At 71.8% G+C, this 11,959-nt stretch carries 15 protein-coding genes; 2 read left to right on the top strand and 13 right to left on the bottom strand.

The genetic code is table 11. From position 1 onward, the window contains the following. Window positions 1-52 precede the first annotated feature (52 nt). The gene (locus AB0D31_RS00360; RefSeq protein ID WP_362714822.1) at window positions 53-322 is read right to left on the bottom strand and encodes an HGxxPAAW family protein; all 270 of its coding nucleotides are present in this window, start codon (window positions 320-322) and stop codon (window positions 53-55) included. A gap of 111 nt (window positions 323-433) precedes the next feature. Beyond that, entirely contained in the window at window positions 434-1,090 is a 657-nt protein-coding gene (locus AB0D31_RS00355; RefSeq protein ID WP_362714819.1) for a TIGR02234 family membrane protein, read from the bottom strand. 512 nt (window positions 1,091-1,602) lie between these two features. Here AB0D31_RS00355 and AB0D31_RS00350 point away from each other — a divergent pair. Then, complete coding sequence (locus AB0D31_RS00350) at window positions 1,603-2,772, top strand: S53 family peptidase (protein ID WP_362715227.1); 1,170 nt, start codon at window positions 1,603-1,605, stop codon at window positions 2,770-2,772. Window positions 2,773-2,806: 34 nt separating this feature from the next. Here the strand turns inward: AB0D31_RS00350 and AB0D31_RS00345 are convergent, their stop codons facing one another. Both AB0D31_RS00345 and hisI read right to left on the bottom strand, forming a co-directional pair. Further along, entirely contained in the window at window positions 2,807-4,297 is a 1,491-nt protein-coding gene (locus AB0D31_RS00345) for an anthranilate synthase component I (protein ID WP_362714816.1), read from the bottom strand. A 9-nt stretch (window positions 4,298-4,306) separates the two neighbouring features. Beyond that, window positions 4,307-4,657, bottom strand: coding sequence for a phosphoribosyl-AMP cyclohydrolase (gene hisI, locus AB0D31_RS00340; RefSeq protein WP_100574534.1), 351 nt, complete (start codon window positions 4,655-4,657; stop codon window positions 4,307-4,309). Between the two features lie 83 nt (window positions 4,658-4,740). Between hisI and AB0D31_RS00335 the strand changes: the two genes are divergently transcribed. Continuing rightward, a complete protein-coding gene (locus tag AB0D31_RS00335) occupies window positions 4,741-5,373 on the top strand; it encodes a TIGR03085 family metal-binding protein (RefSeq protein WP_362714814.1) in 633 nt (210 codons plus the stop codon). 173 nt (window positions 5,374-5,546) lie between these two features. On the opposite strand, the gene AB0D31_RS00330 is transcribed toward AB0D31_RS00335, so the two are convergent. From AB0D31_RS00330 to AB0D31_RS00290, 9 genes are all read right to left on the bottom strand, one after another. Continuing rightward, window positions 5,547-6,794 carry an MFS transporter gene (locus AB0D31_RS00330; RefSeq protein WP_362714811.1) on the bottom strand — a complete coding sequence of 416 codons (1,248 nt, stop codon included), beginning with the start codon at window positions 6,792-6,794 and terminating at the stop codon, window positions 5,547-5,549. Between the two features lie 18 nt (window positions 6,795-6,812). After that, window positions 6,813-7,400, bottom strand: coding sequence for a helix-turn-helix domain-containing protein (locus tag AB0D31_RS00325; RefSeq protein WP_362714808.1), 588 nt, complete (start codon window positions 7,398-7,400; stop codon window positions 6,813-6,815). Window positions 7,401-7,525: 125 nt separating this feature from the next. Further along, window positions 7,526-8,281, bottom strand: a complete 756-nt coding sequence (gene hisF / locus AB0D31_RS00320; protein WP_362714805.1) for an imidazole glycerol phosphate synthase subunit HisF — start codon at window positions 8,279-8,281, stop codon at window positions 7,526-7,528. Beyond that, window positions 8,278-8,679 (bottom strand): Rid family hydrolase, encoded by a 402-nt coding sequence (locus tag AB0D31_RS00315; protein WP_362714802.1) that lies wholly within the window; start codon window positions 8,677-8,679, stop codon window positions 8,278-8,280. Before AB0D31_RS00315 ends, hisF begins: the two co-directional genes overlap by 4 nt. Next, window positions 8,676-9,413, bottom strand: coding sequence for a bifunctional 1-(5-phosphoribosyl)-5-((5-phosphoribosylamino)methylideneamino)imidazole-4-carboxamide isomerase/phosphoribosylanthranilate isomerase PriA (gene priA / locus AB0D31_RS00310; RefSeq protein WP_362714800.1), 738 nt, complete (start codon window positions 9,411-9,413; stop codon window positions 8,676-8,678). Before priA ends, AB0D31_RS00315 begins: the two co-directional genes overlap by 4 nt. Beyond that, window positions 9,413-10,057: an imidazole glycerol phosphate synthase subunit HisH gene (gene hisH / locus AB0D31_RS00305; RefSeq protein WP_362714797.1), complete on the bottom strand. Its 645-nt coding sequence runs from the start codon at window positions 10,055-10,057 to the stop codon at window positions 9,413-9,415. Before hisH ends, priA begins: the two co-directional genes overlap by 1 nt. Next, on the bottom strand, window positions 10,054-10,218 hold the full coding sequence (locus AB0D31_RS00300) for a hypothetical protein (RefSeq protein WP_362714794.1): 165 nt from the start codon (window positions 10,216-10,218) through the stop codon (window positions 10,054-10,056). Before AB0D31_RS00300 ends, hisH begins: the two co-directional genes overlap by 4 nt. A 3-nt stretch (window positions 10,219-10,221) precedes the next feature. Beyond that, a complete protein-coding gene (gene hisB / locus AB0D31_RS00295; RefSeq protein ID WP_362714792.1) occupies window positions 10,222-10,815 on the bottom strand; it encodes an imidazoleglycerol-phosphate dehydratase HisB in 594 nt (197 codons plus the stop codon). After that, the gene (locus tag AB0D31_RS00290; protein WP_362715224.1) at window positions 10,812-11,954 is read right to left on the bottom strand and encodes a histidinol-phosphate transaminase; all 1,143 of its coding nucleotides are present in this window, start codon (window positions 11,952-11,954) and stop codon (window positions 10,812-10,814) included. The genes hisB and AB0D31_RS00290 overlap by 4 nt, the downstream gene beginning before the upstream one ends. Between the last annotated feature and the right edge of the window lie 5 nt (window positions 11,955-11,959).

Raw genomic sequence — 11,959 nt, 5'->3', positions numbered from 1 at the left:
CGTCGAAAGGCGCAGCCCGGTGGGGCTGCGCCTCGCAAGGATGGCTCTCGGCTCAGCCGGCCTGCGCTTCGAGGCGGGCGCGGACCTTGGCGGCGGCGTCCTCGCGCATGCGCTGGATCTCCGGGGTGTCCTTCGGCGTACCGAGGCCCACCATCTTCATGATCCCGCCCACGACCGCGGCGATGCCGAGGAGTGCGATGCCGGCCCAGAAGCCCACCGGGTTGGCGGCCACTATGAAGACGCAGGTCACACAGAATCCGATGAAGGCAATGATGACACCGGTCCATGCTGCCGGGGTGTGGCCGTGGCCGCTCTTCGCCATGGGGGTTGCTCCTCGTAGGTGTTTCCGTGATGTTGTCGGCGCTGCCGCTGTCGTCGGACCCGACGCTCGCTGCCATTGTCCCGCACCGCCGAGGGTGGCTGAGTGCGGGGGTCAGCTCTCGCGCGTGGGGTCCTCGCCGCGGTCGAGCGCCTTCCAGAGTTCCTCGGGCCGCTCGGGGTCGGGAACGGTGCGCGCCTTACGCGGACGGGGGGCGCCGTCACGCTCGTAGCGGCCGCCCATCGCGGGCCAGACCGCGCCGAAGCGCAGGGCGAGCAGCCCGGCCAGCAGCAGCAGGGCGCCGCCCGCGACGGCGACATAGGGCCAGCCGGTGTGCGTGAGGGCGCCCACGGTGGCAGCGGCGTCGCCACTGGCCTTGGCGGCCTTCTCGTCGAGGGCGGCGCTGTCGCCGGCTCCGAGCCAGGCGGTCACCGCGGCGCCCGCGCCGCTGAGCGTCAGCAGTACGGAAACCAGGATGCGGCCGGCGCCGCGCACCGCGAAGACCGCGACGAGTGCGGCGAGGCCCACGATCGCGAGGGCGGAGGGCACGCCGGTGACGTCACCGCCGGTGGCCTCCAGGGGCAGTGCGCCGCCGCCGACGGACGCGTTGCCGTGCGTCCAGGTCTGGCTGGAGGCCATGAGGACGACGGCGGCGCCGACGGCGCCCCCGAGCAGTGCGGCGGCCAGGCTGCGGAGGCCACCGCCACGGGCGGACGGCGCGGCGGCTTCGGCACGGGTCTTGGGTACGGATGCGGCACTCACGTACTCCACTATCGCCTGCGTCCCACCCGGCGCCGCACCCGGGGGCCGATGCCGCCTCCCCTGACGGGCCGCACACACCGGCCGGGGGCGCCGCGCGGGGCGAGCGGGGGCGGGCAGCGCGAGGAGGGGCAGGGAGGGGCAGGGAGGGGCCGCCGACGCCGCAGACGGGGGCCCGCACCCCGCCCGCGCGGGGCTGCACGCAAGCGCGGCTGGGTGCTCCGGGCAACCAAGAGCGGGCAAGCGATCGGCCATCGAACGGCCATCGGATTCCCCCGAACCTCCCGGGAACTGTCCCCGAACGGCCCTCGAAGGCAAAGCGGCGATAGAGATTCCGGCGTGCTTCTTGTTGGCATGCCCCAGTCAGCCTAGGTTCACCGCCGGTCGTACCGCGCACCACGCGGAACGGTCGGCACAGCGCACCCGCACGACTCCTGGTACACCCACCTCACGGAGGCAGTAAGTTGCGCAGAACCCTCTCCCCCACCGCCCTGGCCGCCACGCTGGCCGCGGCAGCGCTCGCCCTGGCAACTCCCCTCGCCCAGGCGGCCACCAGCCCCTCCGTCGCGACGACCGCGGCGCACGTCACCACCGTCCGCTCCTGTGCGGCCCCCACGCACAAGGACGTCATGGCCTGCAAGGCCCTGAAGGTGACCGGCGGTACGCTCGCGTCGGCGCACACCGAGCGCGATCTGACGGCCGCAGCCGCGCCGTCCGGTCTCGGCCCGTCCTCGCTCCAGTCCGCGTACAAGTTGCCCTCCTCGACGGCCGGTTCGGGCCGGACGGTGGCGATCGTCGACGCGTACGACGACCCCAACGCCGCCGCCGACCTCGCCACGTACCGTTCGCAGTACGGGCTTCCGGCGTGCACCACCGCCAACGGCTGCTTCAAGAAGGTCGGCCAGACGGGAACGTCGACGCTGCCGAGCGCGAACGCCGGCTGGGCCGAGGAGATATCCCTCGACCTCGACATGGTCAGCGCGGCCTGTCCCAACTGCAAGATCCTGCTCGTCGAGGCCAAGTCCGCCTCGATGGCCAACCTGGGCACGGCCGTGAACACGGCGGTCTCGCTCGGCGCGAAGTACGTCTCCAACAGCTACGGCGGCGGCGAGTCCTCCGCCGACTCCTCGTACGACAGCCAGTACTTCAACCACCCGGGCGTCGCCATCACGGTGAGCTCCGGTGACGGCGGCTACGGCACCGAGTACCCGGCGGCCTCCCGCTATGTCACCGCGGTCGGCGGCACCTCGCTCAAGACGGCTTCCAACAGCCGCGGTTGGAGCGAGAGCGTGTGGAGCGGCGCCGGTTCCGGCTGCTCTGCCTACGACGCGAAGCCGAGCTGGCAGAAGGACACCGGCTGCTTGAGGCGGACCGTCGCGGACGTCTCCGCGGTCGCCGACCCGGCCACCGGTGTCGCGGTGTACGACACCTACGGCGGCGACCCGGGCTGGGAGGTGTTCGGCGGCACCAGCGCCTCCTCGCCGCTGATCGCCGCGGTGTACGCGCTCGCGGGCACCCCGTCGTCTGGCTCCACGCCTGCCTCGTTCCCGTACGCCCACACCGGTTCGCTCAACGATGTGACGAGCGGCTCCAACGGCAGCTGCTCCCCGGCCTACCTGTGCAAGGGAGGCAGCGGCTACGACGGTCCTTCGGGGCTCGGCACCCCGAACGGAACCGCCGCGTTCACCGGCTGAACCGGCCCCGACCGGCCCAATCGGCGCCCTGGGCTCAAGCCCGGACGCCGAGGCGGTTGGCCGTGTTGACCGCGCGCAGGACGGCGGCCGCCTTGTTGCGGCACTCGTCGTCCTCCGCGACCGGGTCGGAGTCGGCGACCACGCCGGCTCCGGCCTGCACGTACGCCGTACCGTCCCGCAGCAGGGCGGTACGGATCGCGATCGCGGTGTCGGAGTCCCCGGCGAAGTCGAGGTAGCCGACGCACCCGCCGTAGAGTCCGCGGCGGCTGGGCTCCAGCTCCTCGATGATCTGCATCGCGCGCGGCTTGGGGGCCCCGGAGAGCGTGCCGGCCGGGAAGCAGGCCGTCAGGACGTCGAACGCGGTGCGTCCCTCGGCGACCCGGCCGGTCACGGTCGACACGATGTGCATCACATGGGAGTACCGCTCGATCGACATGAAGTCCACGACCTCCACCGAGCCGGGTTCGCAGACCCGGCCCAGGTCGTTGCGGCCGAGGTCGACGAGCATGAGGTGCTCGGCGCGCTCCTTGGGGTCGGCGAGCAGCTCGTCGGCGAGCGCCTGGTCGCGCTGCGGGGTGGCGCCGCGCGGCCGGGTCCCGGCGATCGGGTGGACCATCGCCCGGCCGTCCTCGACCTTGACGAGCGCCTCGGGGCTCGATCCGACGACGTCGAAGCCCTCGAAGCGGAACAGGTACATGTACGGCGACGGGTTGGTCGCCCGCAGCACCCGGTACACGTCCAACGCGCTTGCGCTGCACGGGGTTTCGAAGCGCTGCGAGGGCACCACCTGGAAGGCCTCGCCGGCCCGGATGCGCTCCTTGATGTCCTCGACGGCGCCCTGGTACTGGGCGCCGCCCCACTGCGCGGTGTACTCGGGCAGCTCGGACGCGGGCAGCGCGACCGGCGCGTACTCGGTGGGCTTCGCGAGGTCGGCCTCCATCGCGTCGAGCCGGGCCACGGCGTCCGCGTACGCCTCGTCCACCCCGGTGTCCAGGTGGTTGTGGTTGATCGCGTTGGCGATGAGCAGGACCGAGCCGTCCCAGTGGTCGAGCACCGCGAGGTCGGAGGTGAGCAGCATGGTCAGCTCGGGGAGCTTCAGGTCGTCGCCGCCGTGCTCGCCGATCTTCTCCAGGCGGCGCACGATGTCGTAGCCGAGGTAGCCGACCATGCCGCCGGTGAACGGCGGCATCCCGGCGACCAGGTCGCGCGGGGTGTGCAGCGCTTCGACGGTCGCCTTCAGGGCGGCCAGAGGATCACCCGAAGTGGGGACACCGACGGGGGCCGTTCCGATCCAGTGGGCCTCGCCGTCACGCACGGTGAGGGTGGCGGCGGAGCGTACGCCGACGAAGGAGTACCGCGACCAGGTACGCCCGTTCTCCGCCGACTCCAGCAGGAAGGTGCCCGGACGCTCTGCGGCGAGCTTGCGGTAGAGGCCGACCGGGGTGTCGCCGTCCGCGAGGAGGCGGCGGTGGACGGGGATGACGCGGCGGTCGACGGCGAGCTTGCGGAAGGTGTCGAGGTCCATGACTGCTGGCTACTTCCCGAGGTCGAGTACGTCGGCGTCGAAACAGGTGCGGTCCCCGGTGTGACAGGCCGCGCCCACCTGGTCGACCTTGACCAGGACGGTGTCCGCGTCGCAGTCCAGGGCGACCGACTTCACGTGCTGGACGTGCCCGGAGGTGTCGCCCTTGACCCAGTACTCCTGGCGGCTGCGCGACCAGTAGGTGCAGCGGCCGGTGGTCAGGGTGCGGTGCAGGGCCTCGTCGTCCATCCAGCCGAGCATGAGCACCTCACCGGTGTCGTACTGCTGGGCGATGGCCGGGACCAGACCATCCGCGCCGCGCTTGAGGCGGGCGGCGATGGCGGGGTCGAGATTGCTGGTCATGTTCCCATTCTGCCGTGGCCCGCGGGGCGTCCGGACGGTGCGTCCACTGTCCGGACGACTCCCGCCGCCGTACGCTGGCGGACATGTCGACCCATGCCAAGCGTGAACGGCTTCTGCTCGCCGACCTGTTGGAGGCGGCGGGCCCCGAGGCTCCGACCCTGTGCGAGGGCTGGACGGCCCGCGAGCTCGCGGCCCATGTCGTGGTGCGCGAACGGCGCCTCGACGCGGCGGGCGGGATCCTGATCGGCGCGCTCAAGAACCGCCTCGACCGGGTGCAGGCGGAGTTCGCCGGGAAGCCCTTCGAGGAACTGATCCAGCTCATCCGCACCGGTCCGCCGAAGTTCTCGCCGTACAGCCTCAAACAGATCGACGAGGGTGCCAACGCGGTGGAGTTCTACGTCCACGCCGAGGACGTACGCCGGGCCCAGCCCGACTGGACGCCCCGCGTGCTCGACCCGGTCTTCTCGGACGCGCTGTGGGCCCGTCTGGAGAAGGCGGCCCGGGTGATGGGCCGCAAGGCCCCGGTGGGCATCGTGCTGCGCCGCCCGGACGGACAGACGGCGGTCGCGCACCGGGGCACCCCGGTGGTGACGGTCACCGGCGACCCGGGCGAGCTGATGCTCTTCGCGTACGGACGCCAGGACGCGGCGCGGGTCGAGATCGAGGGCGAGAAGGAAGCGGCGACGCGGGCGATCGAAGCGAAACTCGGCATCTGAGACGGGCCCGGCCCCGGGGCCGCGTCGCGAGGCCTCGGCGCGGCATGTCACCCCGGGGGCCCGGCGGGGTTCGCGTCGCGGGGATTCGGCGCGGCATCCCACCCCGGGGGCGCGTCGCGGGGGTTCGGCGGGGGCATCCGGGCGCGGGCCCCGGCTCCGCCGGGTCCGGGCGCTCAGCTCGGGAGTTCCGCGCGGCGCAGGTGGCGTGAGGCCAGGCCGATCAGCGCGCCCGACGCGCAGACGCCCGCGCTGGCCAGGAAGACCGGCCCGGTGCCCCAGGCGCCGATCGCGGCGCCCGCCAGAGGGTAGCCGAGTGGCGCGATGCCCATCGTGAACAGGGAGGCCACCGCGGTGACCCGACCCAGATAGGCCGGCTCCGTGGCGGTCTGCATCAGCGCTCCGCACAGGGCGCCGCTCAGCCCGGCGAGCAGACCGATGACGACTCCGGCGACGGCGGCGAAGACGACCGAGGGGGCGTACGCGAGGCCCGCGATGGCCGTGGTGCCGCCGAGCAGGGCCAGCGGCAGGACGAGCCCGGCACGCGGGACGCGGCCGCGCACGGAGAGCAGCAGGGACGCGGCCCCCGCGCCCGCGCCGAACGCCGCCACGATCCAGCCCATGCCGGACGCGCCCCAGGCCCGCTCCTTCGCGAGCAGCGCCAGGCCGATGTTGAGCGGGGCCGCGAAGCCCAGTTCACCGACGGCGATGACCAGCATCAGAGGGGCGAGCAGCCGGTGGCCGCGGATGTAGCGCAGCCCGTCGGAGAGTTCGCGCAGCGCCCGGTCCTTCGTCTTCTGTCCCTCGCCGTCCAGCCGGGCGATACGGACCCGTACGAGCAGCGCGGTCGAGACGGCGAACAAGACGCCGGCCACCGCGAAGGTGGCCGCGGTGCCGCCGAGGGCCACGGCGAGCCCGCCGATGGGCGCCCCGCCGATATTGGCGACCCGCGAGGCGAGACCCTTGAGCCCCTGCACCCTGGCGAGCTCGCCGGGCCCGGTGATCCTGGGCGGCAGCGCGCCGAGCGCGGGGAGCAGCACCGCGTCCACGGCGCCGAAGACCAGGGCGAGCACGATCAGGAGCCACAGGTGTGACCCGGTGACGAGCAGCGCCCCGGCCATCCCCAGGATGATCACGCTGCGCAGGGCGTCGCTGCCGATGACGACCCGGCGCGGCCCGAACCGGTCGGCGATCACTCCCCCGCCCAGCATGAGCAACGCCCTGGGCACGGCGCCGACGGCGAGCACCAGTCCGGCCTGCCCGGCGCTCCCCGAGCGGGCGGCGGCCCAGGCCAGCGCCATGTAGTACACGCTGTCGCCGACGAGCGAGAAGGTATACGCGGCGAGCCAGCGCAGGACGTTGCCGTCGCGGTGGGCCGGGCGGGCGGGGGCAGGCGCGGGCGGTATGAGGGTGGGGGTGGTCACGGCGAACCTCTCGGAGCCTCAGACGCGGAAGGGGAAGCCGTACAGGTGGACCGAGACGTTGTCGCGATCCTCGGTGTCGCCGTCCGCCGTCGCGGCGTCGCCGCGCTCCTTGTACTTCTTGAGTACGGCGTCCAACTCACCCTCAAGATAGGCGAGTTCGGCCGGGGTCAGGCGGAGGGAGTGCTCGCTGCTGAACGAGGCGCCGGTCCACTCGGTGCTCCAGGCGGACATCTCGTCGAGGTAGGCGCGGTAGAGGTCCATGCGCTGCTCGACCAGGAGACGGGTGACGGAGGTGTGGGCCGCCAACTTCTCGGGGGCGTCCCTGAAGTCCTCGTGGCGGTAGCTGATTCTCTCCGACGCCAATTGCCACCACCGCTCGCGCCCGTCGCTGCCCTGGGGCTCGGCCTCCTCGATGAGGCCATGATCCGCGAGCTTGCGCAGGTGATAGCTGACGAGGGAGACCGCCTCGTCGACCTGGTCGGCCAACTGGGAGGCGGTGGCCGTGCGGGCGATGTAGAGCGCGCGGTAGAGCCGCATACGCAAGGGGTGGCCGAACGCCTTGAGCGTGTCGACGTCGGTGATCCTGCGGATGCCCTTGTCTGCCATGTGACTCACCGTAGACAGGAAAGAAAAGTTGCGCAACTATATTTGCGCAATAAAAGCTGTGCATCCTCGGATGAACAAGGGCCCGGAGCGTCGCTCCGGGCCCTTGTCCGCGAGTCGGTGCCGGGTCAGCGGACTGGGTGGCCCGCTTCTCTCAGGGTGTTCTTGACCTCCGCGATGCGCAGGTCGCCGAAGTGGAAGACCGACGCGGCCAGGACCGCGTCCGCGCCTGCCTCGATGGCCGGCGGGAAGTGGTCCAGGCGGCCCGCGCCGCCCGAGGCGATCACCGGGACCGTGACGTGGCGGCGGACCGCCGCGATCATCTCGGTGTCGTAGCCGTCCTTCGTGCCGTCCGCGTCCATCGAGTTGAGCAGGATCTCGCCCGCCCCCAACTCGGCCGCGCGGTGCGCCCATTCGACGGCGTCGATGCCGGTGCCCTTGCGGCCGCCGTGCGTCGTGACCTCGAAGGAGCCGGACTCCGTGCGGCGGGCGTCGACCGAGAGGACGAGCACCTGGCGGCCGAAGCGTTCGGCGATCTCGCGGATCAGGTCGGGGCGTGCGATGGCGGCCGTGTTCACCCCCACCTTGTCCGCGCCCGCCCGGAGCAGCTTGTCCACGTCGTCGGCGCTGCGGACGCCGCCGCCGACGGTGAGCGGGATGAAGACCTGCTCCGCCGTGCGCCGCACCACGTCGTAGGTGGTCTCGCGGTTGCCCGAGGACGCCGTGATGTCCAGGAACGTCAGCTCGTCCGCGCCCTCGGCGTCGTACAGCTTGGCCATCTCGACCGGGTCGCCGGCGTCGCGCAGGTTCTGGAAGTTGACGCCCTTGACGACGCGGCCGTTGTCCACGTCCAGGCAGGGGATCACGCGTACCGCGAGCGTCATGCGGCCGCACCTGCCCGGTACGCCTCGACCTCGACCTCGACGACCAGGCTCGGGTCGACGAAGCCCGACACGATCAGCATCGTGGTGGCGGGTCGTACGTCGTGGAAGAGTTCCTTGTGGGCGCGGCCCACCTCGTCGACGTCGCGGGCGTGGGAGATGTACATCCGGGTGCGCACCACGTCCTGGCGGCCGAGCCCCACGGACTCCAGCGCCTTGATGGCGACGCCGAACGCGGTGACCGCCTGCTGGTAGGGGCCGGAGTCGTCGATGCGGCCGTTGACCGTCGACGTGCAGCCGCCGACCAGGACGAGGCCGCCCGGGAGCTCCACGACGCGCGAGGAGCCGAAGCGCTCGTCGAAGGCGTCGCCGGAGGAGGTCCTGCGGAGCTCGTCGCTCATGCCGCCACCGCCTTGAGCGCCTCTTCCAGCGTGAAGGCCTTCGCGTACAGGGCCTTGCCGACGATCGCGCCCTCGACCCCGAGCGGGACCAGCTCGGAGATCGCGCGCAGGTCGTCCAGGGAGGAGACACCGCCGGAGGCCACGACCGGCTTGTCGGTGGCCGCGCAGACGTTCCTCAGGAGCTCCAGGTTGGGGCCGGTCAGCGTGCCGTCCTTGGCGATGTCGGTGACGACGTACCGCGCGCAGCCCTCGGCGTCCAGGCGGGCCAGGGTCTCGTACAGGTCGCCGCCGTCGCGGGTCCAGCCGCGGCCGCGCAGCGTGGTGCCGCGCACGTCGAGGCCGACCGCGATCTGGTCGCCGTGCTCGGCGATGACCTTGGCGACCCACTCGGGGGTCTCAAGCGCCGCGGTGCCGAGGTTGACGCGGGTGCAGCCGGTGGCGAGGGCGGCCGCCAGGGAGGCGTCGTCACGGATGCCGCCGGACAGCTCGACCTTGATGCCGTCACCCGCGAGGCTCCCGGCGACCTCGGCGATCAGCGCGCGATTGTCACCGGTGCCGAACGCCGCGTCCAGGTCGACCAGGTGGAGCCACTCGGCGCCGGAGCGCTGCCAGGCGAGGGCCGCCTGGAGGGGCGAGCCGTAGGACGTCTCGGAGCCGGACTCGCCGTGGACGAGGCGTACGGCCTGGCCGTCGCGGACGTCGACGGCGGGGAGGAGTTCGAGCGTGGGGGCCATCACAGGGTTCCGATCCAGTTGGTGAGCAGCTGGGCTCCGGCGTCGCCGGACTTCTCGGGGTGGAACTGGGTGGCCCACAGGGCGCCGTTCTCCACCGCGGCCACGAACGGCTCGCCGTGGGTGGCCCAACTGACCCTGGGAGCACGGATCTTGGGGTTGGTCACTTCGAGGCTCCAGTCGCGTACGGCGTAGGAGTGCACGAAGTAGAAACGGGCCTCGGCGTCCAGGCCGGCGAAGAGCTCGCTGTCCTCGGGCGACTTGACGGTGTTCCAGCCCATGTGCGGCACGACCGGCGCGTTCAGCGGCTCGACGACGCCGGGCCACTCGTCGAGGCCCTCGGTCTCGACGCCGTGCTCGATGCCGCGCTCGAAGAGGATCTGCATGCCGACGCAGATGCCCATGACCGGGCGGCCGCCGGAGAGCCTGCGGCCCACGATCCAGTCGCCGCGGGCGTCGCGCAGCCCCTGCATGCAGGCGGAGAAGGCACCGACGCCGGGCACGAGCAGCCCGTCGGCGTTCATCGCCCGGTCGTAGTCGCGGGTGATCTCCACGTCCGCGCCGACGTGGGCCAGGGCCCGCTCGGCGGAGCGGACGTTGCCGAACCCGTAGTCGAAGACGACGACCTTCCTGGCGGGTGCGCTCATGACCAGACGTCCAGTCGCAGGATGCCGGCGGCCAGGCACATCACGGCGCCGAAGGACAGGACCACGATCAGGCTCTTCGGCATCCCCTGCTTGACGAAGGAGATGATTCCGCCGATCAGGAAGAGGCCGAGCACGATCAGGATGGTGTTGAGACCGGTCATGCGTTACAGAGCACCCTTGGTGGAAGGAAGGATTCCGGCAGCGCGCGGGTCACGCTCGGAGGCATAGCGCAGAGCCCGGGCGAGCGCCTTGAACTGGCACTCCACGATGTGGTGCGCGTTGCGTCCGTACGGTACGTGAATGTGCAGCGCGACCTGCGCCTGGGCCACGAAGGACTCGAAGATGTGCCGGGTCATGGTGGTGTCGTACTCACCGATCATCGGCGCCATGTTCTCGGGCTCGGTGTGCACGAGGTAGGGGCGGCCCGACAGGTCGACGGTCACCTGGGCGAGCGACTCGTCGAGCGGCACGGTGCAGTTGCCGAACCGGTAGATGCCGACCTTGTCGCCAAGGGCCTGCTTGAAGGCGGCGCCGAGCGCGAGCGCGGTGTCCTCGATGGTGTGGTGGGTGTCGATGTGCAGGTCGCCGTCGGTCTTGACCGTGAGGTCGAACAGGCCGTGGCGGCCGAGCTGGTCGAGCATGTGGTCGTAGAAGCCGACCCCGGTCGCCACATCGACCTTTCCGCTGCCGTCGAGGTCGATCTCGACGAGGACGGACGTCTCCTTGGTGGTGCGTTCCACCCTGCCAACGCGGCTCATGCGCTCTGCTCCTTCTTGAGTTGACGGACCGCGTCGAGGAACGCGTCGTTCTCGGCCGGGGTGCCCGCGGTGACCCGCAGCCATCCCGGCACTCCGTTGTCCCGGACCAGGACACCCCGGTCGAGGATCCGCTGCCACGCGGTGTGGCTGTCGTCGAAGCGGCCGAACTGGACGAAGTTGGCGTCCGACTCGGTCACCTCGTAGCCGATCGCGCGCAGCTCGGTGACGAGCCGGTCCCGCTCGGCCTTCAGCTGCTCGACGTAGCCGAGCAGCGTGTCCGTGTGCTCCAGGGCCGCGAGCGCGGTCGCCTGGGTGACCGCCGACAGGTGGTACGGCAGCCGCACGAGCTGCACGGCGTCGACCACCGCGGGGTGCGCGGCGAGGTAGCCGAGGCGCAGCCCGGCGGCGCCGAACGCCTTGGACATGGTCCGCGAGACCACCAGGTTCGGGCGGCCCTCGATGAGCGGGAGCAGCGAGTCGCGGTGGCTGAACTCCACGTACGCCTCGTCCACGATCACCATCGACGGCTTCGCCGCCTGGGCCGTCTCGTACAGCGCGAGGACCGTCTCGGCGGCGACCGCGGTGCCGGTCGGGTTGTTGGGCGAGGTGATGAAGACGACGTCCGGGGTGTGCTCGGCGATGGCCTGCTCGGCCGCGGCGAGGTCGATGGTGAAGTCCTCGTTGCGCGGTCCCGAGATCCAGCCGGTGCCGGTGCCCCGGGCGATCAGGGCGTGCATCGAGTACGAGGGCTCGAAACCGATCGCGGTGCGGCCGGGGCCGCCGAAGGTCTGGAGCAGCTGCTGGATGACCTCGTTGGAGCCGTTGGCCGCCCACACGTTCCCGGTGGCGACCGGGTGCTTGCCGGTGCGGGTGAGGTAGCGCGCCAGTTCGGTGCGCAGCTCCACCGCGTCGCGGTCCGGGTAGCGGTTGAGGCCCCGGGCCGCCTCGGCGACCCGCTCCGCGATCCGCGCGACGAGCGGCTCGGGCAGCGGGTACGGGTTCTCGTTGGTGTTCAGCTGGACGGGGGTGTCCAACTGGGGCGCGCCGTATGGGGACTTGCCGCGCAGCTCGTCGCGTACGGGGAGGTCGTCGATGCCAGTCACGCGGTCGGCGTTCGTCACGCGGTCGGCGTTCGCCATGCGGT

The organism is Streptomyces sp. NPDC048361, from assembly GCF_040651795.1.
GTDB lineage: Bacteria > Actinomycetota > Actinomycetes > Streptomycetales > Streptomycetaceae > Streptomyces.
The sequence above is the reverse complement of the archived record's forward strand: the minus strand, read 5'-3'. Positions and strand labels throughout refer to the sequence as shown.

Excerpts from the sequence above, each read along its gene's own strand:
- AB0D31_RS00360 (WP_362714822.1), bottom strand. The coding sequence starts at position 322 with ATGGCGAAGAGCGGCCACGGCCACACCCCGGCAGCATGGACCGGTGTC.
- AB0D31_RS00345 (WP_362714816.1), bottom strand. The coding sequence starts at position 4,297 with ATGGACCTCGACACCTTCCGCAAGCTCGCCGTCGACCGCCGCGTCATC.
- hisI (WP_100574534.1), bottom strand. The coding sequence starts at position 4,657 with ATGACCAGCAATCTCGACCCCGCCATCGCCGCCCGCCTCAAGCGCGGC.
- AB0D31_RS00335 (WP_362714814.1), top strand. The coding sequence starts at position 4,741 with ATGTCGACCCATGCCAAGCGTGAACGGCTTCTGCTCGCCGACCTGTTG.
- AB0D31_RS00325 (WP_362714808.1), bottom strand. The coding sequence starts at position 7,400 with ATGGCAGACAAGGGCATCCGCAGGATCACCGACGTCGACACGCTCAAG.
- hisF (WP_362714805.1), bottom strand. The coding sequence starts at position 8,281 with ATGACGCTCGCGGTACGCGTGATCCCCTGCCTGGACGTGGACAACGGC.
- AB0D31_RS00315 (WP_362714802.1), bottom strand. The coding sequence starts at position 8,679 with ATGAGCGACGAGCTCCGCAGGACCTCCTCCGGCGACGCCTTCGACGAG.
- priA (WP_362714800.1), bottom strand. The coding sequence starts at position 9,413 with ATGGCCCCCACGCTCGAACTCCTCCCCGCCGTCGACGTCCGCGACGGC.
- hisH (WP_362714797.1), bottom strand. The coding sequence starts at position 10,057 with ATGAGCGCACCCGCCAGGAAGGTCGTCGTCTTCGACTACGGGTTCGGC.
- AB0D31_RS00300 (WP_362714794.1), bottom strand. The coding sequence starts at position 10,218 with ATGACCGGTCTCAACACCATCCTGATCGTGCTCGGCCTCTTCCTGATC.
- hisB (WP_362714792.1), bottom strand. The coding sequence starts at position 10,815 with ATGAGCCGCGTTGGCAGGGTGGAACGCACCACCAAGGAGACGTCCGTC.
- AB0D31_RS00290 (WP_362715224.1), bottom strand. The coding sequence starts at position 11,954 with ATGGCGAACGCCGACCGCGTGACGAACGCCGACCGCGTGACTGGCATC.